Genomic DNA, 26,149 nt, shown 5'->3' on the forward strand with positions numbered 1-26,149 from the left:
GGCGGCGTCGTGTGTTTCCCTCCGCCAAGAACCCCCGTCATGAAACGTCCCGATGCAAGACTCGAGCGCGTGCTCGCGACCCTGGCCATCCTGATCATCGGCCTGATCAGCCTGGCCAACGTGGTGGTGCGCTACGTCACCGATGCCTCCTTTGCCTTTACCGAGGAATTCTCGGTCTTCCTGCTGGTGCTGATGACCTTCGCCGGCGCCTCGGTGGCGCTGCGCAGTCATCGCCATATCCGCATCGGCCTGCTGGAGCGGGCCCTGCCGTCGGGGCCCCGGCGGGCGCTGATCCTGTTCCAGGGCCTGTGTGGCCTGGTCGTACTGGGTCTGGTCACCTGGTTCGGCGCCAGGCTGGCCTGGCAGGAGTACCAGTGGGAGACGCTGTCCCCGGGCCTGGGGCTGCCGCAGTGGTGGTACCTGGTGTGGTTGCCGCTGCTGGCCGGGCTGATGCTGTGGCGACAGTGCCAGCAGACCCTCGATCGCCTGCGCGGGAGCCTCGACGATGAGTCCTGACCTGTGGATGCTGCTGGCCTTCGCCGGCCTGCTGATTGCCGGGGTGCCGGTCGCCTTCTCGCTGGGCCTGTCCGGGGCGGTGGGCATCGTCGCCGGGCTGTCGCCGTCGATGCTGGCCACACTCGGCACCAATACCTACAACAGCGTCGCCAAGTACCCGCTGATCGCCATTCCGCTATTCATCCTCACTGGGCTGATCTTTGAGCGCGCTGGCGTGGCGGCGCGCCTGGTGCGCTTCGCCCAAGCGCTGATCGGGCCGCGTCACGGCGGGCTGGTGCTGGTGGCGGTGCTGGTGTGCATGATCATGGGCGGCATGAGCGGCTCCGGCCCCGCCGATGCGGCGGCCGTAGCAATGGTGATGCTGCCGAGCATGACGCGGGCCGGCTACCCGAAGCCTTTCTCGGCGACGCTGATCGCGGCCTCGGCCTCCACGGCGATCCTGATTCCGCCCTCGGTGGCGCTGATCCTGTACTCCATCGTGGTGCCGGGGGTGGACCTGCGGGCGCTGTTCGCCGCCGGGCTGTTCCCGGGCATGCTGGCTGGAGCGGCGCTGCTGGTGCCGGCCTGGTGGCTGTCGCGCCGCTTCGGCTGGGAGGCCCCCGACGAGGTGGAACGCCCGCCGCTTGGTGAGAGCTTCCGCCAGGCGATCCCGGCGCTGTTCGCCCCGGTGCTGATCCTCGGCGGGCTGCGCAGCGGGCTGTTCACGCCCACCGAGGCGGCGGTGGTGGCGGTGGCCTATGGCGTGGTGGTGGGCCTGTGGCTGACCCGCGAACTTGGCTGGCGTGACCTCTGGGAACTGCTCGGCGAAGCCGCGGTGATTTCCGGTGTGGTGATGCTGATTATCGCCCTGGCCGGTATCTTCGCCTGGGCGGGCACCATGCTGGGTACCTTCCGCCACTTGGCGGAATGGGTGATCGGGCTGTCGGACAGCGGGATCTTGCTGCTGTTGCTGATCATGCTGGCGGTACTGGTGGCCGGCATGCTGCTGGACGCCATCTCGATCTACCTGATCATGATGCCAATCCTGATACCGGTGATGCAGCACTTCGACTGGAACCCGGTGTGGTTCGGCATCCTGCTGGCGATGAACATCGCCATCGGCCAGTTCACGCCACCGGTGGCGGTCAACCTGATGGTCACCACCGAGGTGGCGCGGATACGCCTGGAGCAGACCGTGGGCTGGGCGCTGGTGTTCGTGGTGGCCATGGCCTGTGCCCTGGCGCTGGTCGTGGCGTTTCCGAGCATCGCCCTGTGGTTACCCGACATTCTTGGCTATAACGTCTAGGCTTTCGGCGGGCTGTGGGCTAAGGGCTGCGCGCGGCAGGGCAAAAGGGCGTGCCCCTGTGGCGGTTCAGTGGCGTCGTCCCAGGGCGGCCAGGGTGCGTTGATGCAGTTCGGCGCTGGCGGCGTCGAATAGCACGAAGCGTACCTGCTTCACCGCCGGACAGCTCGGCAGGATGGCCAGCACCGTGGCCAGGGCGATGCGGGCCGCTTCGGCGGCGGGATAGCCGAAGGCCCCGGTGGACAGCGCCGGGAAGGCGATGCTCGTGATGCCGTGCTGCTGGGCCAGTTCAAGGGCGTGGCGATAGCAGTCGGCGAGCAGTTCGTCGGAGGGCTCGTCGACGCCATATACCGGCCCCAGGCAGTGGATGACGTGGCGATTGGGCAGGCCGAAGGCATCGGTGATCACCGCCTGGCCGGGCTGGATGGGTGCCAAGGGCCGGCAAGCCTCGGCGAGCTCGGGGCCGGCGGCGCGGTGCAGCGCTCCGGCCACGCCACCGCCGCTGCGCAGTGCCGCGTTGGCGGCGTTGACCACGGCCTCGATGTCGTCCTGATGAGCGATGTCGCCCTGCCGGCACTCGATGCGGGACGCGGCAGCCTTCATGTCGGCCTCCACTCGAACACGGGTTGATCTTCAGTCTGATAGGTCCAGCGACCGTCTGGCAAGATTCCACCGTCCTTGATCGTCCATACCAACGCGTCGCTCGGTCGCTGCTAGTGTCCCTCCTCCACAAGACGATGCCAGGGCTGCCGGTGCTGATGGTGCTGTTTATCGTCTCTCCGAGTGAGTCTGACAGGCGCTGATCACCAGGGGTCAATGACAGGTGTTGTCCTCTCCTCTGCCTGGTTGCGCACCAGGCTCGTTCCATTCGACAGGACGAAATAAACGGGCCCCTAACGTTGATGACAACTAAAATGACAGTGACGGAAAAATCCTCATCGGACAGACGTTTTTTCGCTAAAGTAGTCAGTAGCGGTTATGCCGCCCAAGGTCTTGCACGAGTGACCGCAGATACTCGCTTCACCCACAACGTCAAAGAGGTGCGTCAATGAAACGCCATGCTTTCTCCACCGCCGCCGTCTCCGGCGCGCTGCTGGGAGCCGCCATGTTCGCCTCGCCGGTCATGGCCCAGGAAGAAGAACAGTTCATCACCATCGGTACCGGCGGCCAGACCGGCGTGTACTATGTGGTCGGGCAGTCGGTATGTCGCCTGGTCAACCGCCTCGAAGACGCCAATATCAAGTGCAACGCACCGTCTACCGGCGGCTCGGTGGCTAACGTCAACGGCATCAAGTCTGGCGAGCTGGACATGGGCGTCGTGCAGTCCGACGTCCAATACCAGGCCTACAACGGCACCGGCAACTTCGAAGGTGAGGCTTACGACAAGCTGCGCGCCGTCTTCCGGGTGCACGGCGAGCCGCTGACCATCCTGGCTCGCGCCGACTCTGGCATCGAGTCCCTCGATGACCTGGAAGGCAAACGCGTCAACATCGGCAACCCGGGCTCCGGCCAGCGCAACACCATGGAAGTGGTGATGGACGCCAAGGGCTGGACCGAGGACTCCTTCGCGCTGGCGTCTCAGCTCGATGCTGCCGAGATGGCCTCCGCCCTGGCCGACAACAACATCGACGCCATGGCCTACGTGGTCGGCCACCCGAACGGTGCGATCCAGGAAGCCACCACTACCGTGGATTCGCGCCTGATCTCGCTCAATGACGAGGATATCCAGGGCATCGTAGAGGAATATCCCTACTACTCCATGTCGGTGATTCCCGGTGGCATCTACAAGGGCAACCCGGACGACGTCGAGACCTTCGGCGTGGCGGCCACCTTCGTGACCGACAGCGATACCAGCGAAGAAGTGGTCTACCAGACCGTCAAGGCGATCTTCGACAACTTCGATCGCTTCAAGCAGCTGCACCCGGCCTTCGCCAACCTGGATCCGCAGGAAATGGTCAGCCAGGGTCTCTCGGCGCCGCTGCACGAAGGGGCCGCGCGCTACTATCGCGAACAGGGCTGGATCGAGTGATCGCTAGCCGTTGAGATCACCGCATTTCGCTGAATGATGCGCGGCCCTCGCCGAGGGCCGCGCATTGCGTTTGTGATGCTGGTCGGCATCGCGCGCATTTGATGAAAGATCGACGCAAGGGCAGGGCACGCTTATGACTGAAGACAACAAGAGGGCGCCGGGCGCGGGGGCCGACCTGGAGGATATGGTCGCCTCGAGCGATACCGGTGCACGTAAACCGGCCGGAACGCCGGGCAAGCTGTTGGTCGGCATCGCCGCGGTCTGGTCGCTCTTCCAGCTGTGGATTGCCTCGCCGATCCCCTTCATGCTGGGCTTCGGGGTCTTCAATGCCACCGAGGCGCGCTCCATTCACCTGGCCTTCGCACTGTTCCTGGCCTACATGGCCTATCCGGCACTCCAGCGCTCTCCGCGTGACCGCATTCCGCTGATGGACTGGGTGCTGGCCGCCGCCGCGGCATTCTGCGGGGCCTACATGTTCATGTTCTACGAACAGCTGGCGCAGCGCCCCGGCGCGCCGATCACTCAGGATGTGATCATCGGCGTGATCGGCATCGTGCTGCTGCTCGAGGCCACGCGCCGTGCCCTGGGGCCGCCGTTGATGATCGTGGCCCTGGTGTTCCTCGTCTATAGCTTGGCCGGTCCCTGGATGCCGGGCATCCTGGCCCATGGCGGCGTCAGCCTGCAGGGGCTGGTCAACCACCAGTGGCTGACCACCCAGGGGGTGTTCGGCATCGCGCTGGGGGTGTCGACGAGTTTCGTGTTCCTGTTCGTGCTGTTCGGCGCCCTGCTCGACAAGGCCGGGGCCGGCAACTATTTCATCAAGGTAGCCTTCTCGATGCTCGGCCACTATCGCGGCGGGCCGGCCAAGGCCGCCGTGGTGGCATCCGGCATGACCGGGCTGATCTCCGGCTCCTCGATCGCCAACGTGGTGACCACCGGCACCTTCACCGTGCCGATGATGAAGCGCGTCGGCTTCCCCGCCGAGAAGGCCGGGGCGGTGGAAGTAGCCTCTTCGGTCAATGGCCAGATCATGCCGCCGGTGATGGGCGCCGCGGCCTTCTTGATGGTCGAGTATGTCGGCATCTCCTACGTGGAGGTGATCAAGCACGCCTTCCTGCCGGCACTGATCTCCTATATCGCGCTGGTCTACATCGTTCACCTCGAGGCGCTCAAGGCCAACATGCAGGGCCTGGAGAGCAGCAATCCGCCCAAGCCGCTGCTGCGCAAGGTGGTGGGTTTCCTGGCCGGCCTGTTGCTGATGATGATCACGGCTCTAGTGGTCTACTACGGCCTGGGCTGGCTCAAGCCGGTGCTCGGTGATGCTACGCCCTGGGTGGTGGCCGTGGCCCTGGCGGCGGTCTACGTGGGGCTGCTCAAGGTGGCCGCGAGCTATCCCGAGCTGGAACTCGACGACCCCAACGAGCCGGTCTACAAGCTGCCGCAGACTCGCCCCACGGTGATGGTCGGGCTGCAGTACCTCCTGCCGGTCATCGTGCTGATCTGGTGCTTGATGGTGGAACGCCTGTCGCCGGGACTGTCGGCCTTCTGGGCCACCGTGTTCATGATCTTCATCATGGTCACCCAGCGGCCGATCACCTCGATGTTCCGTCATCGCAGTAACCTGGCGGAAGATATCCGCGAGGGTCTGGTTGACCTCTGGGAAGGCCTGGTGGGCGGTGCCCGCAACATGATCGGTATCGGCATCGCGACGGCCACCGCCGGCATCATCGTCGGTGCCGTCTCCCAGACCGGCGTCGGCCTGGTGCTGGCCGACGTGGTGGAGATCCTCTCCATGGGCAACCTGTTGCTGATCCTGCTGTTCACCGCGGTGCTCAGCCTGATCCTCGGCATGGGGCTGCCTACCACCGCCAACTACATCGTGGTGTCGGCGCTGCTGGCGCCGGTGATCGTCCAACTGGGCGAACAGAACGGCCTGCTGGTGCCGCTGATCGCGGTGCACCTGTTCGTGTTCTACTTCGGCATCATGGCCGACGTGACACCGCCGGTGGGGCTGGCGTCGTTCGCCGCGGCGGCAGTATCTGGGGGCGATCCGATCCGCACCGGCTTCCAGGCCTTCTACTACAGCCTGCGCACGGCGGCGTTGCCGTTCCTGTTCATCTTCAATACCGACCTGCTGCTGATCGATGTCTCGCCGCTGCAGGGCGTGCTGGTATTCGTGGTGGCCACAGTGGCGATGCTGATCTTCGCGGCGGCGACCCAGGGGTTCATGGTTACCCGCAACCGCTGGTACGAATCTCTGCTGCTGCTGCTGGTGGCCTTCACGCTGTTCCGCCCGGGGTTCTGGATGGACATGATCCACGACCCCTATCGGGACGTGCCGCCGGCCCAGTTCGTCGAGGCGCTGGGCAACGCGGATGCGGACTCCACGCTGAGGATCCAGATCAGTGGCCTGGACGCCTACGGCGATCCGATGACCACCTATATGACTCTGCCGGTGCCGGAGGGTGAGACCGGGGAGGACCGCCTGTCGAACCTGGGGCTGATGCTGCGGGTCGAGGACGACAAGGCAATCGTCGACATGGTGACCTTCGGCAGCGAGGCGGCCAAGCTCGGCTTCGACTTCGACCAGGAGATCATTCAGGTGCAGGCACCAGTGGATCGCTGGACCAAGGAATGGATGTGGATTCCCGCCTTCCTGATACTCGGCCTGGTGGTGATGCTGCAGCGACGGCGCCGCCAGCGCGGCGGTGATCCGGTTTCGGTCTGATGGAGGTGAACCATGTATAGCAAGATCCTGTTGCCGTTGGACCTCAACGAGGAGGCATCCTGGGCCAAGGCGCTGCCCACGGCGCTGGCGTTGTGCAAGAGCTTCGGTGCCACGCTGCATGTAGTGACGGTGTTGCCCGACTATCGCATGCCGCTGGTGGGGGCCTACTTCCCCGAGGACTTCGCCAGCAAGGCCCACGAGGCGGTGACGAAGGCGCAGCACGAGTTCATCCAGCAGCACGTGCCCGAGGATGTCCAGGTGCAGAGCGTCATCGTCGACGGCTCGCCCTGGGAGGCGATCGTCAAAACGGCGAAAAAGCTCAAGGTCGACCTGATCGTCATGGCCTCCCACAACAAGCGCAAGTTCGCCGACTACGTGCTCGGTCCCAACGCCGAGCACGTGGTGCATCACTCCAAGATGTCGGTGATGATCGTGCGCTGACGGTCGTTGCCGTCGCCTCTCGACGCCCACGCTCCCCTTGCCGGGGGCGTGGGCGTTCTGCGTTGGGAGCGTGTCGGCAGCGTGGAGAGGACGTGATGTGTATCACGGCGGGATACCCTCGGAGCGACTAGAGTAACCAGGTGTCAGGGCGGGCCATCGCGGCTCGCGGCCCGAGACGGGGCCGCCTCGGGCCGCCCGCGACTCCATCGTCGACAACGGGGGTGTCACCATGAACGCAGCAGCCACCAAGAGCGGCGGCAAGCCGGATTCTCAGGTGCGTATCCGCATTCGTCCGGTCGGCATGGATAAGCCTCGCGCCTGGCTGGCGGCCGGCTTCGAGGACTTTCGCCGCGCCACGGCAGTGAGCCTGGCCTATGGCCTGTTCTGGGTCGGTCTGAGCATCGCCATCACTGTTGGCGCCTTCATCCTGGGGCTCTGGCACTGGCTATTGCCGTTGATTGCCGGCTTCATGTTCGTCGGTCCACTTGTGGCGGTGGGCTCATATGGCATCAGTCGCGCGCTGGAAGCCGGTCGCGAGCCGACCCTGGGCGATGCCTTCGGCGCTTGGCGAGGCCACGTCGGCCAGTTGGCAATGATCGGTGTGATGCTGGTGCTCATTCTGATGGCCTGGTTCAACATCGCGATGCTGTTGTTTGCGCTGTTCTTCGGCTTGGGGGCACCGGATCCGGCCACCATCTACCTGGCCTTGCTGACCACGGCGGAAGGGCTCGGCATGCTGGCGGTGGGCACGGCGATCGGTGCGGTGCTGGCCTTCGGGGCCTTCACCGTCAGCGTGGTGGCCATTCCCACCCTGATGGACCAGGACCTGACCTTCATGGAAGGCATTGAGGCCAGCGTGCGCTCGGTGGCCCGCAATTTCCGCCCCATGCTGCTGTGGGCCGCTATCATCACCGGCTGTGTGATTGTCGGGGTGGCCACCTTCTACATCGGTCTGGCGTTGATCCTGCCGGTGCTGGGCCATGCCAGCTGGCATGCCTATGAAGACCTGGTGCGCATCGACCACGGAGAAGCGGAGGAGGGCTGAGCCGGCCCCTCGACGGCATAGTGCCGGCTTCTTTGGCACTGGTGCCTGACCGTGGCGCGGGATTCGCGTACCCTTGGCGTCGAGACTGCCAACCCGGAGCCCGAGCATGCGCGTCCGACGCCTCTTGATCCTGTTTTGTGGCCTGATGACTTGCCTGGCGGTGAGCAGTGGCGTGTGGGCGAAGCCTCTCCCGATGCCCCAGGGCCCGGTGCTACTGACCGTGAGCGGTGATATCACACGTACCAACGGCGACGGCGTGGCGCGCTTCGATCGCGCCATGCTCGAGGCCCTTCCGTCACGTACCATCACGACCCATACCCCTTGGCACGAGGCGTCGGGGCGCTTCGAGGGACCACTGGCAAAGGCGCTGCTCGATGCCGTCGGTGCCAGGGGCGATCAGCTACGGGTGGTTGCGCTCAACGGCTTCGAGGCCGAGGTACCGGTCAGCGATGTTTCACGCTATCAGGTGATTCTGGCGATGAAGCGCAACGGTGAGATTATGCCGATACGTCGCTTCGGGCCGCTATTCGTGCTGTATCCCTTTGATGCTCATCCCGAGCTGTTCACCGAGGCGGTCCGTTTCCGCTCGGTCTGGCAGGTGAGCCGCATTCAGGTTCACTGATCGTCGAGGAGCTGCTCGGTGCGTCAATACCCCCTGCGTCTCAAGTTCGGCGTCATCGCCACCCTGCTGCTGTTCGTTGCCGCCATTCTGGTGGTGGGACTGGCTGCCTGGCGACAGGACAGCTTGGTCTGGCGGATCGGCGAGGATACGGTCTGGCATGCCTACAAGCTCGACCGTGATGCCGTCGATCTGCGCAGCTACCTGGCGCTCAGCGAGCTGGGTCCCGAGGTCCTGCGTGAGGCAAGGCTTCGCTTTGAGCTGCTCTACAGCCGGCTGACGCTGCTGCGAGGTGGCGAGATGGCGGAGCTCATCCATGGCATTCCCGGCACGGATCGCCTGGTCGGGGAGATCGAGGAGCACCTCAAGGCACTGGATGCACGCCTGAGCCAACTGGACTCGCTGGATGAGGCGTCGCGCAAGGCGCTCATGCAGCGCCTTGGCGAGCTTAGTCACCCGGCCGAGCGATTGATCATCACCGTCAACGGTCATCTGGCCCAGTCAGAGACCCAGGAGCGTGAACGCCTGCAGTGGCTCTACGGTCTGCTGCTGGCGCTGATCATGGGTATGAGCGTGGCGGCCATGCTGGTGGTGGCCTTCCTGGTTCGCGAGGCACGTGACAATGCCGCGGCGCGCCGTGCCCTGGAGAGTCTCAGCGCCGAGCTGGAAACCACGGCACGACGGGCCGAGTCGGCGAGCCAGGCCAAATCGGAGTTCCTGGCCACCGTCAGCCATGAGATCCGCACTCCGCTCAATGGGGTGATCGGCATGAGTGACCTGCTGGTCGAGCAGCCGCTGCCCGAGCGGGCTCGCCACTACGCCGATACCATTCACGACAGCGCCCGTCGCCTGATGGAGCTGATCAATGACATCCTGGATTTCTCCAAGATCGAGGCAGGGCGCCTGGAGCTCGAGCACCAGGCGCTGTCCTTGCACGATCTGGCCGAGAGCGCAGCATCGCTGTTTCGTCCCCATGTCGAAGCGCGAGGGCTGTGGCTCGAGATCGATCTGGACCCGGCGCTGCCGGCACATATCGTCAGCGATCCGGGCCGGCTTCGCCAGGTATTGCTGAACCTGCTTTCCAATGCCGTCAAGTTCACCGAAGAGGGCGGTATCAGGGTGGAGATCGTCCGTGAAGGGGAGCAAGTGCTGAGTGTTGCCGTGGTCGACACGGGGTGCGGTATCGCGCTTGACAAGCAGCCGCGGCTATTCGAACCCTTCCACCAGGGCGAGCCCGGCACGGCGCGGCGCTTCGGTGGCAGCGGCCTGGGGCTGGCGATCAGCAAGCGGCTGGTGGAGGCGCTGGGCGGTGAGATCGGCGTTGACAGCCGCCTGGGCGAGGGCTGCCGCTGCTGGTTTCGCCTGCCGCTTATCGAAGCGTCGACGGCCGATTCCCAGGTCGATGAGAATGCTACCCACAATAGTGGACCGGCCCTGGGCGATGCCCGTCTGCTGGTGGTCGAGGACAATCCCGTCAACCAGCAGGTTGCCATGGCGATGCTCACCAAGCTGGGCTGTCGCGCCACGCTGGCGGCTTCCGGCTTTGAGGCGCTGGAGAGCGTGGCGCGGGAGCGCTTCGATTTGATCTTCATGGACGTGCAGATGCCGGACCTGGATGGGCTGGAGGTCACTCGGCGGATCCGCGCTCGCGGCGGCTGGCTGGCGGAAGTGCCTATCGTGGCCATGACCGCAGGTGGGCCGATGGGAGATCAGGCCCGTTGCCTGGCCGCGGGCATGACCGGCTACCTGGCCAAGCCGCTGCTGCAGGCCTCGCTGCTCAAGGCCCTGCATCGTCACCTGACGGGAATGTCCGGTTCGGCGACGATGCCACCCGCCAGCTTTCCCGGCGCGGTGGGCGAGGAGCAGCTGGTGGATGCCAGCGTCATGGAGGGCTTGCGTGAGAGCCTTGGCCACGAGGGACTGGCCGCGCTGGTGGCTCAATATCGTCGTGATGCCAGAGCGCGTCTCACGTCCCTGGCGGAGGCGCTCGATGTGGGCGAGGCGCCGTTGACCCAGCGACTGGCGCATCAGCTCAAGGGCGAATCTGCCACCCTTGGCGCGGTCAAGGTCGCCGGACTGGCGACTCGACTCGAGCGGGCCGCCCGTGAAGGTCGGATGGAGGGCGGTGAGGAAATCCTGGCGCGGCTGCATGAGCGTCTGGCCGACACCCTGGCGGCGCTGGAGCGAGAGGCGGCGCTGTCCTGATTGGAGTGCGCCGACGGCGGGGCCCTTGACCTTGGGAGCGCGGCCGTCCAGCGCATACACTAGGTTCACTATCGCACCTGGAAATCGCCATGTCCGATGCCAGCCTCTTTTCGCCGGCCGCCGTATCGATTCGAACGGCCTACAGCGACAATACCGATCCGCGACGGGCCGCCGACGAGCTGGCGAGCGCACTAGCCGGGCCGGAGCTTGGCTTCGTGCTGTTCTTCTGCAGCGCCGACTATCCGCTGGCGGCGCTTGGCGAGGCTCTCGAGCGGGCCTTCGCCCCGGTCCCGCTGGCCGGCTGTACCACGGCCGGCGAGATCACGCCGGCAGGCTACGGTCGAGGCTGCATCGTCGCCGTCGGCTTCGAGCGCGGCGACTTCGCGATCGCCTGCGCGCGGATCGCCGATCTCGATGCCTTCGCCTTGCCCCAGGCCCAGCGGCTGGTCGACGGCCTGCTGGCCGACTGTCGGCGCCAGGCGCCCCCCGAGGATGCCCGGCCCTTCGCGCTGACGCTGCTGGATGGCCTTTCCAGCAGCGAAGAACAGGTGCTGGCGACCCTGGAGGCGGCGCTTGGTGGCATCCCCAGCTTCGGAGGCTCCGCCGGGGACGACAACCGGCTGAGCCATACCCACGTCTACGCCGAGGGCGGCTTTCACGATGCCTCGGCAGTGGTGGTGATGGTCACCAGTCGGCACCCCTTCGAGGTCTTCACCACTCACCACCTGCGTCCACGCCGCGAGAAACTGGTGGTCACCGCGGTGGACCGCGAGCGGCGGCGGGTACTGGAACTCAACGCCGCGCCTGCGGCCGAGGAGTATGCGCGCCTGGTGGGAAGGCCTGTGGAGGCGTTGGACGCCGAAGTCTTCGCCCGTCATCCGCTGGCGGTGCGTATCGGCGAGGCCCACTACGTGCGCTCGATTCAGCGGGTCGACGCGGACGGCGGGCTGCGTTTCTACTGCGCGGTGGAAAATGGCATCGTGCTGACCGCTATGCAGCCGGCGCCGATGCTCGAGCAACTCGCTGGTGTGTTCGACGGTCTGGAGCGGCGCCTCGGCGCCCCCGCGTTGATTCTCGGCTGTGACTGTTTCCTGCGACGTCTGGAGCTGGAGGCCATGGGTGGTGTGGACGCCGCTTCGCGGTTGTTGGCCGACGCCCGCGTCGTGGGCTTCAATACCTACGGTGAGCAGCATCAGGGCATGCACATCAATCAGACCTTCACCGGAGTGGCGATTGGATCTCGGGGCTGAACCGCCGGCGTTCGATCCCGCCAGCGAGCGCGAGCGGGCTCTGGCAGAAGAGAACGCGCGGCTGCGGCGCATCTGCGGTGCGCTCATCGAGCGAGTCGAGTCTGCAGGCATGGCCGGCGGTGCCCCCTATGGCGCCTTCGAACATGCCGTGCTGCTTGCCGAGCAGGTCCGTGAGCGCACCGACAGCCTGCACCGCACCCTGGAAGCACTGGGCGAGGCCAACGCCCGCCTGGAAGAGGCCAGGGCCGAGGCGGAGGCGGCCAACCACTCGAAGACTCGCTTCCTGGCCGCGGTCAGCCACGACCTGCTGCAGCCTCTCAACGCCGCGCGGCTGTTCACCAGTGCCCTGGAAGATCAATCGCTGCCCGCGGAGGCGACGCGTCTGGTCGGTCATATCGGCCGCTCGCTCAAGGACGTCGAGGCCTTGCTGGGGACCCTGGTGGACATCTCGCGCCTGGATGCCGGGGTGCTGACCCCGGACGTGGCGGCTTTCCCTGTCGCCGAGCTGCTCGATGTGTTGGCCGAGGAGTACCGCCAGATGGCCGCCGCACGGGGACTGGCGTTTCGCTATGTGCCCAGCTCGGCGGTCGTGAGTTCTGACCTGGCATTGCTCGCCCGGGTAGTGCGCAACTTCTTGACCAACGCGGTGCGCTACACCAAGCGTGGCCGTCTGCTGCTGGGCTGTCGGCGACGCCCCGACGGCCTCGAGATCCTGGTTGGGGATACCGGGCCTGGCATCGACGAGGCTCATCAGGAAGCCATCTTCCTCGAATTTCGCCGCGCAGTGACGCGTCCCGATGAGGCGGATCGTGGCCTCGGCCTCGGCCTGGCGATCGTCGATCGCATCGCCGACATGCTCGATCATCCGCTGGGCCTCGTCTCGCGTCCGGGGCAGGGGGCGCTGTTCTCGATCCGCGTACCCTATGGCCGGCGTCGGGAGATGTCGCCCGCGGCGGAGCCGGCGCCCGGGGCCGATCGTCTGGCCGGTGCGCGGGTCTGGGTGCTCGATGATGACCCGGCGATCCTCGACGGCATGGCGGCGCTGCTGGAGGGCTGGGGCTGCCGCGTGCGCTGCGCCTCGACACCGGCGGCGCTGGAGGCGCTGAGCCGCCGGGAGCGCGCCGACGTCCTGCTGGTGGACTACCACCTGGCGCCGGGGGATCCCGATGGGCTCTGTGTGGCGGATCGGCTGTGCCGAGCCCACCCCGGCTTGGGTGTGGTGCTGATCACCGCCAATCACGATGGCGACCTCAAGCAATGGGCTCGCGAGCGTGGTTATGACTGTCTGCTCAAGCCGGTCAAGCCGCTGCGCCTGCGGGTGCTGATCGCCAACCGACTTCAGGTGAGCGGGGATCAGGCCTGCAACTGACGACGCGATAGCTGGGTGGCCAGCTCGGCGCGATCGGCCGCCAGCACTGCCTGGATCCGGGTATCGACGTTGAGCTTGCGCAGGATCGCCGAGACGTGTGTCTTGACGGTGGTCTCGGCGATATCGAGATCCCGGGCAATCACCTTGTTGGCGTCGCCGCGCACCAGGCGAGCCAGCACCTGGAGCTGCTTGTCGGTGAGGGCATCCAACGATGATGAGGTGTTCGGAGCGGCGGGCGCGACGAGCGACTCGTGATCGGGCGCCGACGGCGACGGCGGCCGGCGCATGATATCCGGCGGCAGGTAGATCTGGCCGCCGAGCACTTGGCGCAGGGCCTCGAGCATCGCCCGGCGAGGCGTCGACTTGGGAATGTAGCCCACCGCGCCCAGGGCGATGGACTCGAGGATCAGGTTGCGCTCGCACTCGGCCGAAATCACCACCACCGGCAGCGCCGGACAGGCCTCGCGCAGCCGCTCCAGCCCGGCCAGCCCCGCCGCGTCGGGCAGGCCCAGGTCTAGCAGCAGCAGGTCGATCTCTTGCTCTTCCCCGGCGATCCCCCTCAGGGCGTCGTCGAGGCTGCCGGCCTCGAGCAGCCGGCAGTTGGGCAGGCCGGCACGGATCGCCGCACCGATCGCCTCGCGAAACAGCGGATGGTCGTCGGCCACCATCAGGGTATTCATGGGGGACTCCTTGGATCGCTCGGCCGCTTGCCTGTCGCCCTCCGGATCTCCTACCGAAGGAGGAGGCATTCTCCTGCCATCGCAGTATGTCTCAGACGCCATGACTGGCCAAGACTGGGAGGGTACTCACATAACCACAACAGCAGGAGACACGCCATGATCTATGCCAACCCTGGAAGCCCCGAGGCAGTAGTGAGCTTCGATGCGCGCTATGGCAACTACATCGGCGGCGAGTTCGTGCCGCCGGTCAAGGGCCAGTACTTCGACAACGTCAGCCCGGTCAACGGCAAGCCGTTCTGCGAGATTCCCCGCTCCACCGCCGAGGACATCGACAAGGCGCTTGACGCCGCTCACGCCGCCGCCCCGGCCTGGGGAAAGACGTCGGCTACCGAGCGCAGCAATCTCCTGCTGAAGATCGCCGATCGCATCGAGCAGAACCTCGAGATGCTGGCCGTGGCCGAGACCTGGGACAACGGCAAGGCGGTGCGTGAGACCCTGAATGCCGACATCCCCCTGGCGGTGGACCACTTCCGCTACTTTGCCGGCTGTATCCGCGCCCAGGAGGGCACCGCCGCTGACATCGACGCCAACACGGTGGCCTATCACTTCCACGAGCCATTGGGCGTGGTGGGGCAGATCATTCCCTGGAACTTCCCGATCCTGATGGCGGTGTGGAAGCTGGCGCCGGCGCTGGCCGCCGGCAACTGCGTGGTGCTCAAGCCCGCCGAGCAGACCCCGGCCTCGATCCTCAAGCTGATGGAGCTGGTCGGGGACCTGTTACCGCCGGGCGTGGTCAACGTCGTCAACGGCTACGGCGCCGAGGCCGGCCAGGCGCTGGCCACCAGCACCCGGATCGCCAAGATCGCCTTCACCGGCTCGACCCCGGTGGGCTCGCACATCCTCAAGTGCGCCGCGGAAAACATCATTCCCTCCACCGTGGAGCTGGGCGGCAAGTCGCCGAACATCTACTTCGCCGACATCATGAACGCCGAGCCCGAGTTCATCGACAAGGCCGCCGAGGGCCTGGTGCTGGCCTTCTTCAACCAGGGCGAGGTGTGCACCTGCCCGTCGCGGGCGCTGATTCAGGAGGACATCTATGAGTCCTTCATGGCCAAGGTGATGGAGAAGGTCGCGGCCATTACCCGCGGCAACCCGCTGGATACCGACGTCAAGGTCGGCGCCCAGGCCAGCCAGGAGCAGTTCGACAAGATCATGTCGTACATGGAGGTGGCTCGCGAGGAGGGCGCCGAGTTCCTTACCGGCGGCGGCAAGGAGAGCTTCGACCCGGCCTATGACAGCGGCTATTACATCCAGCCGACCCTGCTCAAGGGCCATAACAGGATGCGCGTCTTCCAGGAGGAGATCTTCGGTCCGGTGGTGGCGGTGACCACCTTCAAGGACGAGGAAGAGGCGCTGGCCATCGCCAATGACACCGAGTTCGGTCTTGGCGCCGGGGTGTGGAGTCGCGACATCAACGTCGCCTTTCGCATGGGCCGCGGCATCCAGGCCGGCCGGGTGTGGACCAACTGCTACCACCAGTACCCGGCCCATGCGGCGTTCGGCGGCTACAAGAAGTCCGGCGTCGGCCGCGAGACCCACAAGGTGGCCCTCGAGCACTATCAGCAGACCAAGAACCTGCTGGTCAGCTACGACACCAATCCGCTCGGTTTCTTCTAACGTCCCGACCCCGGGCATCGAATCCGGGGCATTCTTCCCCTGACGAAGCCTGCCCTGCCCCAAGGCGGCGGGGCCATCCCAACTCGTTGCTGAGGAGATAGTGTCATGGACAGCACGATGCAAGCCGCTGTGGTGCGGGCCTTCGGAGAGCCGCTGAGCTTGGAAGAGGTGGATGTGCCGCGCCCGGGGCGCGGCGAGATCCTGGTCAAGGTGGCCGCCTCCGGCGTCTGCCACACCGACCTGCATGCGGCTCACGGCGACTGGCCGGTCAAGCCTGAGCCTCCCTTCATTCCGGGGCACGAGGGCGTCGGCTACGTCGCCGCCGCGGGCGAGGGCGTCACCCATTTGAGGGAAGGCGACCGGGTCGGAGTGCCCTGGCTGTATTCCGCCTGCGGCCACTGCGAGCACTGTCTGGGCGGCTGGGAGACCCTCTGCGAGTCGCAGCAGAATACCGGCTATTCGGTGAACGGCGGCTTCGCCGACTACACCCTGGCCGATGCCGGCTACGTGGGGCGCCTGCCGGACAACGTCGATTTCCTGGAGATCGCGCCGGTGCTGTGCGCCGGGGTGACCGTCTACAAGGGCCTCAAGATGACCGATACCCGCCCCGGCCAGTGGGTGGTGATCTCCGGCATCGGCGGGCTCGGCCACATGGCGGTGCAGTATGCCAAGGCCATGGGGCTCAACGTCGCCGCGGTGGACATCGACGATGACAAGCTGGCGCTGGCTCGTCGGCTGGGGGCCAGCGTGACGGTCAATGCCCTGACCACCGATCCGACTGCCTATCTCAAACGCGAGATCGGCGGCGCCCACGGCGTGCTGGTCACCGCCGTCTCGCCCAAGGCCTTCGAGCAGGCTCAGGGCATGGTACGCCGCGGCGGGACCATTTCGCTCAATGGCCTACCGCCCGGCGACTTCCCGCTGCCGATCTTCGATACCGTGCTCAACGGCATCACCGTTCGCGGCTCCATCGTCGGCACTCGCCAGGATTTGCAGGAGGCCTTGGATTTCGCCGGCGAGGGAAAGGTCAAGGCGACTGTCCACGGTGACCGGCTGGAGAACATCAATGACATCTTCCAGCGCATGATCGATGGCCGCATCGAGGGACGGGTCGTCCTCGACATGCAATAGGGCGGCAGGCTGACTGGCCTGACGAGGCGGGGCGCAACTGGGTTGCGCCCCGCTTTTTATGTGGCCGTGTCAGGGAAAGGCGGACGCCTGCCAGGCCTGGGTACCCCACAGCGGCACGCTGCTCAGGGCGTGCTTGAAGCTGCCGTGCGTCTCCTTGGTGGTATAGGCCAGGTAGAGCAGGGTCTGGCTGTCGGCATCTAGGATTCGCCGCAGCTTGAGGCTCTTGAACAGCACGCTCTGGGAGCGGCGGTAGAGCAGTTCGCCGTCCGGTGAGGTGTCGATGTCGGCGAGCATGTCGGCGGTGATCGGTCCGGTCTGGCGGCAGGCCAGGCTGGTGTCGGACGGATCGGCCAGGTCCAGGTCGGCATCGATGTTGCTGAGATGGCAGGTCACGCCGGGAATCTTGGGATCGACGAGGCTATCGATCTTGATGTCCTTGGTGGTGAACAGGCCCAGCGAGACATCCCCGACCTCGTGGCCGTCGTTGCAACCGGCCAGCCCCATCAGGAGCAGGCCGAGCAAGGTGGTGCGCAGTGTGAGCATGGGGCATCCGGTCAATGGTCGACGAACTGGCTCAGATCGAGCGCGTGGCTGTGGCCCAGCCACATCGCGCCCTGGGTATGGTCGAAGTGGTCGTCGTCGGTGCCCAGGTGCACGAAGATATCCAGATCGCCGCGGTTCAGCGCCAGCCAGGGCACGATCTCGCCGAAGCGCTCAGGAGCGAAGGACAGCTGGCAGCTCCATAGCGGGTGGGGACCCACCGGACGCTCATGGAAGCGACCCACTCGGATCTCGAAGCGCTCGGCGGCAGCCTCGGCGATGCGATGCGCTTCGGCCAGGCCGGCGGCATCGTGATAGTAGAGATGGGCGTGATAGTAGCGGATGCGGCTTGGGTCGATGAACGCTGGGGTGTCTGGCATGACGGTCTCCTGCTGGGGGATCCCAGGGTACCCGCTGCACGGCGGCATCGCGAGACGGCTGCGCTGCCGGATCATCCCCCGGGGATCGGCAGGGTATCCAGTTGGACACCGTAGGCCCCCGGCGGCAACGACTTGTCTATCGAGAGACGCAAGCCGCCGAGGTCGGGTTCGGCGAGGTCTATCAGCACCCCGGGGATGGCGGTCTTGCGCTCGTCGAGCTTGACCAGCACTCGAGGGCGGAGCGGCTGGTCGGGCACCTGGGCGACCACGATGCCGACCATGCCGTTGTTGAGCTCGACCAGACTGCCGAGGGGGTAGAGGCCGATCCAGTCGATGAAGCGGTCGACCAGCCGGCCATCGAAGTGGTATCGGCGCCCCTGGTAAAGGATGCCCAAGGCTTCGGTCGCCGGTCGGGCCGGGCTGTAGACGCGGTCACTGGTGATAGCGTCATAGGTATCGACGATGGCCAGTATGCGGGCGGTCTCGTCGATGTCCTTGCCCGGCTTGCCATGCGGATAACCGCTGCCGTCGAGGCGCTCGTGGTAGTCGCGGCAGGCGATCTTCACCGCCGTGGGGAGATGGGGGTCATGCTCGAGCATGGCGTAGCCGTGCAGCACATGCCCCTGGACGTGCTGGAACTCCTCCTCGGAAAGAGGGCCGGGCTTGTCCAGTATTGCCTGGTCGAGGCGCATCTTGCCGACGTCATGCAGCAGGCCGGCGAGCCCGAGCTCCTCGAGTCGTGAACGCTCGTAGCCCAGATGCTGGCCGAAAGCCATGGCGAGGATGGCGACGTTGAGGCCGTGCTCCATTCGGTAGGCGACCCGGTGCTTGAGGCGGGTCAGCCAGACCAGGGTGTCGGGGACCACTTCCAGTGAGGCGATGAGCCGGCCGATTTCCCGCTGCAGCGTCGGCTGGCGGCGATACCAGTCATGTTCGTCACGCATCAGGCGTTGGAGCGTGCGCAGGGTCTTGAGATACAGCTGCTCGGCATGCTGTACCTCGCGGGGATCGTTCGATGCGATTGAAGCGCGACGGCGCTCCTCGGCGGGAGAGGGCGTGAACTCGGAGGGATCCGGTGGCATCTGGAGTGCCGACAGGATGGCCTGCACCTGTGGTTGGGAGCGCTCGGGATCGACATACACCGAGCGACAGTAGCTGCGTAGTCGGCGCAGGTCGGACTTCCCTCGCTTCAGAAGGTGCGGCGGGACCATCCAGGGGCGATCGAGGGCCGCGATGTACATGCCGTTCTCGAGCAGGCTGACCGGCACCTCGACCAGGCGTGAGCCCCCCGGCGGTTCGGGGTCCTGTTGCATGACGCTATCTCCGGCTGTCATGGCCTGGGTACAGTTATAGACCATCCGCCATGGCGTCGCGGCAGTCCGACCCGGAAACGCACCAGGGCAAACGCCAGCGGCGACCCGATGGGTCGCCGCTGGCGTTCAGGCTTTGGAGGTCGCTCAGCTCGGGCTCAGGTCCTGGGGCGGTTCGCCCACCGAGCCCGGCATCGCCTGGACGTTGCCGTTTTCCTGATCGGCGCGTGCCAGGAAATAAAGGTGGCTCTCGTACTCGGTGACCAGGTTATGGATCACCTGGGCACGGCTGCAGCCGTTGAGATCCTGCTCCAGGCCGCCCTCGTTGAGGTAGACGTCGAAGCGCACGTAGTAGTCGTCGTCGACCGGCAGGAAGCTAGGGGTGCGCAGGCGATGGGCCCGCACCTGGTAGACGAAGCTGGCGGCGTCGTCGAAGTCCACCTGCAGGGTAAGTTGGCGCAGCGGCTCGCCCTCGACTTTCTCCTCGGTCACCGTGGCTGACTGGCCGCGGCTCCGGAGCTCCTCGGCGAACTGGTTCAGGGCCGGGCGAATGGCGTGCTCCAGGGTCGCGGCGGCACCGGCGCGGTTAGAGGTGTCGAGCGCCCGGTCGAGTCGCTCGCGCCAGTCACCACCGGGCGCCATTCCGCCGATCTGGCGACGGGTGTCGGCCTTGGTGCATTCCAGCTTCAGGGCGCGGCTCATGCCGGCCATGATGGCAAAGATCACCAGCGAGAAGGGCAGGGCGGTGATCACCACCGCACTCTGCAGCGCCGAGAGGCCGCCGGCCATCAGCAGCGCCACGGTCACCAGGCCGATGGTCGCTGACCAGAAGATGCGCAGGCGGATCGGGGCGTCGTGGTTCACGTCCGAGAGGATAGAAGTGAAGTTGGCCAGCACCAGGGCGCCGGAGTCGGCCGAGGTGACGAAGAACACGATGCCCAGAATGGTCACTACCGAAGCGGTGACGCCGATGTAGGGATACTGCTCCAGGAAGGTGTAGATGGTCGTCTGCGGCGAGTTGAGCGCCTGCTCTCCCAGCGCGGCGATGCCCTGGTCGGCCACCATCTCGATGCCGCTGTTACCGAAGATCGACATCCACGCCATCATGAAGCCGAGCGGCAGCAGCAGCGCGCCGAGCACGAACTCGCGGATGGTGCGGCCGCGCGAGATGCGGGCCAGGAACAGGCCAACGAAGGGCGTCCAGGCGATCCACCAGCCCCAGAAGAAGATGGTCCACCAGCCCTTCCACTGTTGAGCGTCGGCGCCTTCGAAGGCGTAGGTGTCGAAGCTATTGCCGACGAAGCCGCTCAGATAGTCGCCGGCGTTGAGCACCAGGGCGTCGAGCAGGTGCAGGGTATCGCCCTGAAAGAGCACGAACAGCAGCAGGGCCGCAGCCAGCGCCATGTTGAACTCGGACAGCCGACGGATGCCCTTCTCGACGCCGGTGACCACCGAGATGGTGGCGAGTATCACCACCAGCACGATCAGTACCACCTGGGTTGCCAGGCTCTCGGGCACGCCGAACATGAAGGTCAGGCCGTAGTTCAGCTGCATCACGCCGATACCGAGGCTGGTAGCGATGCCGAACACGGTGGAGATCACCGCGGTGATGTCCACGGCATTGCCGATCGGGCCGTTGATGCGTTTACCGAGCAGTGGATAAAGAGCGCTGCGGATGGCCAGCGGCAGACGATGGCGATAGCTGAAGTAGGCCAGCGCCATGCCCATCAGCACGTACATGCCCCAGCCGGACAGCCCCCAATGGAGGAAGGTCTGGGGCACGGCGGCGCGCAGTGCCGCGGCGCTCTCCGGCGCCATGTCAGGTGGCGCCAGGTAGTGCGACAGCGGCTCGGCGACGCAGAAGAACAGCAGATCGATACCGATGCCGGCGGCGAACAGCATCGAGGCCCAGGACACCAGCGAGAACTCTGGGCGCGCATGGTCCGGACCCAGGCGGATGTTACCGACGCGCGAGCAGCCGATGGCGACGACGAAGACCAGATAGACCACCGCGGCCAGCATGTAGTACCAGCCGAAGGTGTCATTCACCCAGGCCAGGCCGGCGTCGAAGAAGGCGCCGGCCTCCTCGGTGAACGTCATGGTCAGGATCAGGAACACCAGGATGCCAGCCACACTGCCGTGGAAGACAGTGCGGTTGATCCGGTCCCGGCGCTCGGGGAGGGCGGTGTTATCCGACATTCGCAATACTCCTGTCGCCTTGGGCGACTCTTTTTTTGAATGAACGTTCAAATAAAATACGCACATCCTTGGAAGGCTGCAACCCGGAGACCCGTCTGTGGCGAACATGGCAAAGTAAAATGAGGAAGGCGGGTACGAAAACGCCCGGCGTGAGCCGGGCGTCGAAGGAGGGGGAAGAAGGCTTATTCGGCGGAAGGAGGCGTCTGCTCGGGGCCGTCATGGTGATCGGGACCGCGATGATATCCTCGTCCGTCATGGGGCGGGCGCATGGTCTGCTCGAGCTCGTCGATCTGCTGCTCGGTCAGCAGCTCGGCCAGCGCCGCGCGGTGTTCGTCGCGCAGGTCCTGCCAGGCCTGGCGGCGGGCGTCGCGGGAGTCGAAGGACTGCTCCTTCAGCGCCTGGGCGTTGTCGATGAAGGACTGGCGAAGCTCGTCCAGTGACTGGCGGGTCTCGTCGTCGAGATCCCAGCCGTCGATCACCGCATCCACGCGGGCCTTGATGGCCTCTCGCGCTTCGGCACGATGCTCGGCGCGAAGCTCCTGGCGGGCCTTGTCGAGGGCCGCACGTTGCTCGTCGTCGAGGATCTCGTCGAGCTGCTCGCGGTATTCCTGGCGCAGCTCCTGCATGGCCTGACGATGCTCGCGCCGGGCTGCCGCGAGGGCTTCGCGGGTCTCGGCGTCGATGCCGGCACGCTCGAACAGCGCCTCGCGCTGTTCGGCGCGGTGCTCCTGGCCGGCGTGGAACGCGGGGCCCTTGGCATGATCTCCCGACTCGCCGGGTGCGGCATTGGCAGAGAGCGCCAGCGGGGCGATGGTGGCGGCGAGCAGTGCAGGGGCAAACAGCTTGCGGGTCAGGCGCATCTTCTTCATGTCGGGCATTCCTTGTGGCCTTGGGTTGACGCTTTCAGTGTCGTTGGCGCAGGTGCAAGGGGCGTGGACACAGGGTGCAAAGCCGGTGCAAGGTGCCGGGTCGTTCGCGGGATCCTGGCGCGTACGACGGGGAGCAATCTCGTTCAATATCCCGGCGTCTTGGTGCCATAGCCTGGGCGGTATCGAGACGAGATATCGAGGACGCTTCCCCATGACCGTAACGCTGTCGTTGTCCATGGCCGCCTTCGCGCTGGCGGCTTCCCTTTCTCCTGGCCCGGTGAATCTGGTGGCGCTGGGCGCCGGCATGCGGCACGGCTTTCGCGCCAGCCTGCGCCATGTCACCGGTGCGACCCTCGGCTTTACGCTGCTGCTGGTGCTGGTCGGTCTGGGGCTGCATGAGCTGTTGGCCCGTTGGCCGGGCGTTCTCGACGGGGTGCGCTGGGCCGGGGTGGCCTTCCTGCTCTACATGGCCTGGCGCCTCGCCGCGGATGACGGCCGACTGCAGGGCACCTCTCCCGGTGCGGCACCGTCGTGGTGGGTGGGTGCGACCATGCAGTGGCTCAATCCCAAGGCCTGGTTGGCGTCGATGGCCGGCATGGGCGCCTACGCCGCCGGCGGCGAGCTCCACCTGGTGGCATGGTTCGCGATCCTGTACTTCGTGATCTGCTATCTGTCGATCGGCTGCTGGGCCTACGCCGGCGCCTACCTGAAGCGTTTCGTGGATCGCCCGGCCCGGGTGCGCCGCTTCAACCGCGGCATGGCGATGTTGCTGGCGGCGAGTGCGTGTTATCTGCTGTGGTAACCCGCGGCGTATTGCCCCGGAGTGGCCGCCTGCAGGCGCTTGAAGGTGCGCTGGAAATGCGCCTGGTCGGCGAAGCCGCAGTCCATGGCGACCTCGGCAATGGGCTGTCCGTTGCGCAGCTTGTGTCGACCGAGCCGGATGCGTCGATCGGTGACGAAGGCATGGGGCGTCAAGCCATAGTGGGCCTTGAAACGTCGCACCAGGTGAGAACGCGACAGCCCGGCAGCGTGGCAGATGTCGTCCAGGCCGATGGCCTCGGTGCAGTGGGCCGCGATGTAGTCCGCCGCGCGGCGCAACCCCTGAGGATCGTCGTGTGAAGCCGGCATCCGAGGCGCGAGTCGGTGCTGCATTTCGACGATCAGCTCGGTGGCTTCGGTTTCCCTGGCCAGGCGGGAGGCATCAGGATCGAAGAGGGTGTCACACAGGTTTACCAGGCGCCGGTAGAGTGCCGGATGGCGACTCGAGCGGGTGGTGAAGAGCTGAAGATCTAGATGGTCGGGGGCGCCGAGTTCTCGTTGCAGTTCGCCGAGCCAGGCATTGTCCAGGTAGAGCATGTCGTACGACCAGGGGCGGTCGTCGATGGGGTTGCAGGCATGCACCTCCTCGGGGTTCATGACCACCACGCTGCCCGTAGCGACCGTTTCGTCATGGCCCTGGTTCCAGTAGGTACTGCAGCCGCCGGTGATGGCGCCGATCGAGAAGGTCTCGTGACTGTGCATGGCGTAGCAGACGCGCCGTCCGTCCGTGACGCGGCGAGCCTCGAGAAACGGTAGCGCCGGGTCGTGCCAGAAGCGCAGGTGATCTTGGCGATGGCCCATCTTGGCTCTCCCTGATCGATGGGCGACAGTCTAGGCGGTATCACCGCTGGCAGCGAGGCCGTGCCGTATCACTCCTCCGGCTGGTACTTGTAGCCGACGCCGTAGACCGAGCGAATGATCTCGCGTTCGGGCCACACCTCGGCGATCTTCTTGCGCAGCTTCTTGATGTGGCTGTCCACGGTGCGTTCGGAGACGATGCGGTGGTCGCGATACATGTGATCCATCAGCTGCTCCCGAGAAAAGATGCGACCGGGCGACTGCATCATCACCCGCAGCAGCTGGAACTCGACGGCCGTGAGTCCCAGGTCCTGGCCGTCCGCCAGTGCCCGCCAGCCGTCCTCGTCGAGGCTGAGGGCCTGTTCGATGATGCCGTTGTCGATGCCCTCCGCGGCCCGGCTACGGCGCAGCACGGCCCGGGCTCGCGCGACCACCTCGCGGGGGCTGAAGGGCTTGCAGATGTAGTCGTCGGCGCCGAGTTCGAGTCCCAGCAGACGGTCGACCTCCTCGACCCGGGCGGTAAGCATGATGATCGCCACCTGCGGCCAGCGCTGGCGGATTTCCCGGCACAGGGTCAGGCCGTCGGTACCGGGCAGCATCAGGTCCAGCAGTATAAGCTCGGGACGTGCCTCGCGGTCCTCGAGCCAGGGCAGCACGGCGTCGCCGTGATCCAGATGGTGGGGCGTGAAGCCGCTGCCCGACAGGTAGTCGGCCACCAGTCGGGCGATCTTGGGTTCATCCTCGACGATCAGGACGTTATCGGTGTCGAGAGCCTGTGGGCTCATGCGTCTTCCTCCCTGAGTTGATTCTCGGCAATGGCGGGAAAGGTCAGCGTCCAGCATAGCCCGCCGAGTGAGGAGCCACTGGCGCTCATTTCGGCACCGTGGGCGCGGGCCAGGGCCATGGCGATCGACAGTCCCAGGCCACTGCCGCCGCTGGCTCGGTTCCGCGAGCCCTCGACCCGGTAGAGACGCTCGGTAAGCCGCGGCAGTTCCGCCTCGGGGACCCCGGGGGCGCTGTCCTCCCAACATACCCGGTAATGATCGCCCACCTCGGTGATGCTGACCCGCAGCCGTCCTGGCGTATGAGTGTAGGCGCAAGTGTTGTCGAGCAGGTTGGTCCACAGCTGGCGCAGACGCTGGGTGTCGCCGCGGATCCAGGCAGGTCCGGCAATGTCGGTCTCGAGCGTCACGTCGGTATCGGCGAGCCAGCTGCCAGCCTCGTCGAGGCGCGCCTGCAGGCTCGCGGCCAGGTCCAGCGGCGCCAGTTGCACCTCCAGGGCGCCGGCGTCGCTCTGCGACAGCAGCCGCAGGTCGGCCACCAGGCGTTCCAGCTGGCCGACCTCCTGGGCCAGCGAGCCGAGGCTGTCGAGGTCCAGGGGGCGGATGCCGTCCTGCATGGCCTCGATCTCGCCGCGCAGCACAGCGAGCGGGGTGCGCAGCTCGTGAGCGATATCCGAGACCCAGCGGCTGCGCGCCTCGCGGCTGGCCTCCAGGGTGGCGGCCAGGACGTTGAAGTCCCGCGACAGGCTCGACAGCTCGTCTCGGCCGCGCTCGGTCAGGCGGATGCTGTAGTCGCCCTCGGTGAGCCGGCGGGTGGCCAGCGTCATGCCGCGGGCCCGGCGTCCCAGCCACCAGGATAGCCCCCCGGCGAGCAGCAGCGAGGCCAGCCCCAGGGCGGCGACGATGATCGCCAGATTGCGGCGCTGCTGGCTCAGGAAGATGCGATCCATGCGCGCCATCAGCTGCTGCGGCGGGCGATAGCCCAGGGTGCCGACCTGTTCGCCATCGCTGAGGATGGGCAGCCAGCGCAGCTCGGCGGCCTCCAGGTCGTTGTCCGGCGGCAGGCCGATCACCGGCAGGCCTTCGGCATCGTGGAGCACGAAGTCCTTGGGGTCGCCCAGGCGGCGCTCGATGCCCTCCGGCGGCGGGGCGTCGCCGGGCCACAGCTGGCGGCGCACCACGTGGTGCCAGGCCCGCGGCGACTGGCGCAGCCACTGCCAGTCGCCGCGCCAGGCCCACTCCTCGGCGAGCCCGTTGGCCAGGGTCTCGGCGCGGCGGGTCTGGGTGCGATCCAGGTACTCGATGAAGCCCTGGTCCAGGCTGCGCGAGATGGCGATGAACACCAGGCCCGAGATGGCCACGTTGACCACCAGGATGATCACGAACAGCTTGATGCCGAGGCGGGACACGGCCGAGGGCAGGGCGTCTCGGAGGGACATGGCAGGGCTCTCGTCGGGGCAGGCAAAGGGCTCCAGCCTAG

Annotated in this window: 23 protein-coding genes; 13 read left to right on the forward strand and 10 right to left on the reverse strand. The window is 66.2% G+C overall.

Going from position 1 to position 26,149, the window contains the following annotated elements; genetic code table 11:
* The first annotated feature begins 39 nt into the window (after window positions 1–39).
* Both ACGTN6_RS07000 and ACGTN6_RS07005 read left to right on the forward strand, forming a co-directional pair.
* Window positions 40–516 carry a TRAP transporter small permease gene (locus ACGTN6_RS07000; RefSeq protein WP_394590642.1) on the forward strand — a complete coding sequence of 159 codons (477 nt, stop codon included), beginning with the start codon at window positions 40–42 and terminating at the stop codon, window positions 514–516.
* Complete coding sequence (locus ACGTN6_RS07005) at window positions 506–1,801, forward strand: TRAP transporter large permease (protein ID WP_394590643.1); 1,296 nt, start codon at window positions 506–508, stop codon at window positions 1,799–1,801. The genes ACGTN6_RS07000 and ACGTN6_RS07005 overlap by 11 nt, the downstream gene beginning before the upstream one ends.
* Window positions 1,802–1,867: 66 nt before the next feature.
* Here the strand turns inward: ACGTN6_RS07005 and ACGTN6_RS07010 are convergent, their stop codons facing one another.
* A complete protein-coding gene (locus tag ACGTN6_RS07010; protein ID WP_394590644.1) occupies window positions 1,868–2,401 on the reverse strand; it encodes a macro domain-containing protein in 534 nt (177 codons plus the stop codon).
* Between the two features lie 445 nt (window positions 2,402–2,846).
* Here ACGTN6_RS07010 and ACGTN6_RS07015 point away from each other — a divergent pair, with 445 nt between their 5' ends.
* From ACGTN6_RS07015 to ACGTN6_RS07050, 8 genes are all read left to right on the forward strand, one after another.
* Window positions 2,847–3,827, forward strand: a complete 981-nt coding sequence (locus ACGTN6_RS07015) for a TAXI family TRAP transporter solute-binding subunit (protein WP_394590645.1) — start codon at window positions 2,847–2,849, stop codon at window positions 3,825–3,827.
* Between the two features lie 133 nt (window positions 3,828–3,960).
* Complete coding sequence (locus ACGTN6_RS07020; RefSeq protein ID WP_394590646.1) at window positions 3,961–6,555, forward strand: TRAP transporter permease; 2,595 nt, start codon at window positions 3,961–3,963, stop codon at window positions 6,553–6,555.
* Window positions 6,556–6,567: 12 nt separating this feature from the next.
* Window positions 6,568–6,996 carry a universal stress protein gene (locus ACGTN6_RS07025; RefSeq protein WP_394590647.1) on the forward strand — a complete coding sequence of 143 codons (429 nt, stop codon included), beginning with the start codon at window positions 6,568–6,570 and terminating at the stop codon, window positions 6,994–6,996.
* Window positions 6,997–7,225: 229 nt separating this feature from the next.
* Window positions 7,226–8,041 carry a DUF2189 domain-containing protein gene (locus ACGTN6_RS07030; RefSeq protein ID WP_394590648.1) on the forward strand — a complete coding sequence of 272 codons (816 nt, stop codon included), beginning with the start codon at window positions 7,226–7,228 and terminating at the stop codon, window positions 8,039–8,041.
* 106 nt (window positions 8,042–8,147) lie between these two features.
* Complete coding sequence (locus ACGTN6_RS07035) at window positions 8,148–8,663, forward strand: putative pterin-binding protein (protein ID WP_394590649.1); 516 nt, start codon at window positions 8,148–8,150, stop codon at window positions 8,661–8,663.
* An 18-nt stretch (window positions 8,664–8,681) separates the two neighbouring features.
* Entirely contained in the window at window positions 8,682–10,865 is a 2,184-nt protein-coding gene (locus ACGTN6_RS07040; protein WP_394590650.1) for an ATP-binding protein, read from the forward strand.
* An 89-nt stretch (window positions 10,866–10,954) separates the two neighbouring features.
* Window positions 10,955–12,115 (forward strand): nitric oxide-sensing protein NosP, encoded by a 1,161-nt coding sequence (gene nosP, locus ACGTN6_RS07045; RefSeq protein ID WP_394590651.1) that lies wholly within the window; start codon window positions 10,955–10,957, stop codon window positions 12,113–12,115.
* On the forward strand, window positions 12,099–13,484 hold the full coding sequence (locus ACGTN6_RS07050) for an ATP-binding response regulator (protein ID WP_394590652.1): 1,386 nt from the start codon (window positions 12,099–12,101) through the stop codon (window positions 13,482–13,484). The genes nosP and ACGTN6_RS07050 overlap by 17 nt, the downstream gene beginning before the upstream one ends.
* Here ACGTN6_RS07050 and ACGTN6_RS07055 read toward each other — a convergent pair.
* Entirely contained in the window at window positions 13,469–14,164 is a 696-nt protein-coding gene (locus ACGTN6_RS07055) for a response regulator (RefSeq protein ID WP_394590653.1), read from the reverse strand. The genes ACGTN6_RS07050 and ACGTN6_RS07055 overlap by 16 nt on opposite strands.
* A gap of 156 nt (window positions 14,165–14,320) precedes the next feature.
* Here ACGTN6_RS07055 and exaC point away from each other — a divergent pair, with 156 nt between their 5' ends.
* Together exaC and adhP are read left to right on the forward strand one after the other, a co-directional pair.
* The gene (gene exaC / locus ACGTN6_RS07060; protein WP_394590654.1) at window positions 14,321–15,841 is read left to right on the forward strand and encodes an acetaldehyde dehydrogenase ExaC; all 1,521 of its coding nucleotides are present in this window, start codon (window positions 14,321–14,323) and stop codon (window positions 15,839–15,841) included.
* 105 nt (window positions 15,842–15,946) lie between these two features.
* Window positions 15,947–16,972, forward strand: a complete 1,026-nt coding sequence (adhP, locus tag ACGTN6_RS07065) for an alcohol dehydrogenase AdhP (RefSeq protein ID WP_394590655.1) — start codon at window positions 15,947–15,949, stop codon at window positions 16,970–16,972.
* 69 nt (window positions 16,973–17,041) lie between these two features.
* On the opposite strand, the gene ACGTN6_RS07070 is transcribed toward adhP, so the two are convergent.
* The 5 genes from ACGTN6_RS07070 to ACGTN6_RS07090 all read right to left on the reverse strand — a co-directional run bounded on the left by ACGTN6_RS07070 (window position 17,042) and on the right by ACGTN6_RS07090 (window position 22,270).
* Window positions 17,042–17,515, reverse strand: coding sequence for a CreA family protein (locus tag ACGTN6_RS07070; protein WP_394590656.1), 474 nt, complete (start codon window positions 17,513–17,515; stop codon window positions 17,042–17,044).
* Window positions 17,516–17,526: 11 nt separating this feature from the next.
* Complete coding sequence (locus tag ACGTN6_RS07075) at window positions 17,527–17,892, reverse strand: DOPA 4,5-dioxygenase family protein (protein ID WP_394590657.1); 366 nt, start codon at window positions 17,890–17,892, stop codon at window positions 17,527–17,529.
* A 71-nt stretch (window positions 17,893–17,963) separates the two neighbouring features.
* Window positions 17,964–19,205, reverse strand: a complete 1,242-nt coding sequence (locus tag ACGTN6_RS07080) for an HD-GYP domain-containing protein (RefSeq protein ID WP_394590658.1) — start codon at window positions 19,203–19,205, stop codon at window positions 17,964–17,966.
* Window positions 19,206–19,349: 144 nt separating this feature from the next.
* The gene (betT, locus tag ACGTN6_RS07085) at window positions 19,350–21,401 is read right to left on the reverse strand and encodes a choline BCCT transporter BetT (protein ID WP_394590659.1); all 2,052 of its coding nucleotides are present in this window, start codon (window positions 21,399–21,401) and stop codon (window positions 19,350–19,352) included.
* A 182-nt stretch (window positions 21,402–21,583) separates the two neighbouring features.
* Window positions 21,584–22,270 (reverse strand): Spy/CpxP family protein refolding chaperone, encoded by a 687-nt coding sequence (locus ACGTN6_RS07090; protein ID WP_394590660.1) that lies wholly within the window; start codon window positions 22,268–22,270, stop codon window positions 21,584–21,586.
* Between the two features lie 211 nt (window positions 22,271–22,481).
* Here ACGTN6_RS07090 and ACGTN6_RS07095 point away from each other — a divergent pair, with 211 nt between their 5' ends.
* Window positions 22,482–23,072, forward strand: a complete 591-nt coding sequence (locus ACGTN6_RS07095; protein ID WP_394590661.1) for a LysE family translocator — start codon at window positions 22,482–22,484, stop codon at window positions 23,070–23,072.
* Here the strand turns inward: ACGTN6_RS07095 and ACGTN6_RS07100 are convergent.
* The 3 genes from ACGTN6_RS07100 to ACGTN6_RS07110 form a co-directional block, all read right to left on the reverse strand.
* Window positions 23,057–23,890: an AraC family transcriptional regulator gene (locus ACGTN6_RS07100; protein WP_394590662.1), complete on the reverse strand. Its 834-nt coding sequence runs from the start codon at window positions 23,888–23,890 to the stop codon at window positions 23,057–23,059. The two genes, ACGTN6_RS07095 and ACGTN6_RS07100, sit on opposite strands and share 16 nt — an antisense overlap.
* Window positions 23,891–23,958: 68 nt before the next feature.
* Window positions 23,959–24,672, reverse strand: a complete 714-nt coding sequence (locus ACGTN6_RS07105; protein WP_394590663.1) for a response regulator — start codon at window positions 24,670–24,672, stop codon at window positions 23,959–23,961.
* Entirely contained in the window at window positions 24,669–26,108 is a 1,440-nt protein-coding gene (locus tag ACGTN6_RS07110; RefSeq protein ID WP_394590664.1) for an ATP-binding protein, read from the reverse strand. The genes ACGTN6_RS07105 and ACGTN6_RS07110 overlap by 4 nt, the downstream gene beginning before the upstream one ends.
* Between the last annotated feature and the right edge of the window lie 41 nt (window positions 26,109–26,149).

The sequence above is a fragment of the Halomonas sp. B23F22_20 genome, assembly GCF_043496985.1.
Classification (GTDB): domain Bacteria; phylum Pseudomonadota; class Gammaproteobacteria; order Pseudomonadales; family Halomonadaceae; genus Halomonas.

What these genes read in the sequence shown, in the direction of transcription:
- ACGTN6_RS07075 (WP_394590657.1), bottom strand. Translation starts at nt 17,892, where the DNA reads ATGCCAGACACCCCAGCGTTCATCGACCCAAGCCGCATCCGCTACTAT.
- nosP (WP_394590651.1), top strand. Translation starts at nt 10,955, where the DNA reads ATGTCCGATGCCAGCCTCTTTTCGCCGGCCGCCGTATCGATTCGAACG.
- exaC (WP_394590654.1), top strand. Translation starts at nt 14,321, where the DNA reads ATGATCTATGCCAACCCTGGAAGCCCCGAGGCAGTAGTGAGCTTCGAT.
- ACGTN6_RS07110 (WP_394590664.1), bottom strand. Translation starts at nt 26,108, where the DNA reads ATGTCCCTCCGAGACGCCCTGCCCTCGGCCGTGTCCCGCCTCGGCATC.
- ACGTN6_RS07000 (WP_394590642.1), top strand. Translation starts at nt 40, where the DNA reads ATGAAACGTCCCGATGCAAGACTCGAGCGCGTGCTCGCGACCCTGGCC.
- betT (WP_394590659.1), bottom strand. Translation starts at nt 21,401, where the DNA reads ATGTCGGATAACACCGCCCTCCCCGAGCGCCGGGACCGGATCAACCGC.
- ACGTN6_RS07005 (WP_394590643.1), top strand. Translation starts at nt 506, where the DNA reads ATGAGTCCTGACCTGTGGATGCTGCTGGCCTTCGCCGGCCTGCTGATT.
- ACGTN6_RS07020 (WP_394590646.1), top strand. Translation starts at nt 3,961, where the DNA reads ATGACTGAAGACAACAAGAGGGCGCCGGGCGCGGGGGCCGACCTGGAG.
- ACGTN6_RS07035 (WP_394590649.1), top strand. Translation starts at nt 8,148, where the DNA reads ATGCGCGTCCGACGCCTCTTGATCCTGTTTTGTGGCCTGATGACTTGC.
- ACGTN6_RS07105 (WP_394590663.1), bottom strand. Translation starts at nt 24,672, where the DNA reads ATGAGCCCACAGGCTCTCGACACCGATAACGTCCTGATCGTCGAGGAT.
- ACGTN6_RS07070 (WP_394590656.1), bottom strand. Translation starts at nt 17,515, where the DNA reads ATGCTCACACTGCGCACCACCTTGCTCGGCCTGCTCCTGATGGGGCTG.
- ACGTN6_RS07090 (WP_394590660.1), bottom strand. Translation starts at nt 22,270, where the DNA reads ATGAAGAAGATGCGCCTGACCCGCAAGCTGTTTGCCCCTGCACTGCTC.
- ACGTN6_RS07055 (WP_394590653.1), bottom strand. Translation starts at nt 14,164, where the DNA reads ATGAATACCCTGATGGTGGCCGACGACCATCCGCTGTTTCGCGAGGCG.
- ACGTN6_RS07030 (WP_394590648.1), top strand. Translation starts at nt 7,226, where the DNA reads ATGAACGCAGCAGCCACCAAGAGCGGCGGCAAGCCGGATTCTCAGGTG.
- ACGTN6_RS07010 (WP_394590644.1), bottom strand. Translation starts at nt 2,401, where the DNA reads ATGAAGGCTGCCGCGTCCCGCATCGAGTGCCGGCAGGGCGACATCGCT.
- ACGTN6_RS07095 (WP_394590661.1), top strand. Translation starts at nt 22,482, where the DNA reads ATGACCGTAACGCTGTCGTTGTCCATGGCCGCCTTCGCGCTGGCGGCT.
- ACGTN6_RS07080 (WP_394590658.1), bottom strand. Translation starts at nt 19,205, where the DNA reads ATGCAACAGGACCCCGAACCGCCGGGGGGCTCACGCCTGGTCGAGGTG.
- ACGTN6_RS07025 (WP_394590647.1), top strand. Translation starts at nt 6,568, where the DNA reads ATGTATAGCAAGATCCTGTTGCCGTTGGACCTCAACGAGGAGGCATCC.
- ACGTN6_RS07015 (WP_394590645.1), top strand. Translation starts at nt 2,847, where the DNA reads ATGAAACGCCATGCTTTCTCCACCGCCGCCGTCTCCGGCGCGCTGCTG.
- ACGTN6_RS07100 (WP_394590662.1), bottom strand. Translation starts at nt 23,890, where the DNA reads ATGGGCCATCGCCAAGATCACCTGCGCTTCTGGCACGACCCGGCGCTA.
- adhP (WP_394590655.1), top strand. Translation starts at nt 15,947, where the DNA reads ATGGACAGCACGATGCAAGCCGCTGTGGTGCGGGCCTTCGGAGAGCCG.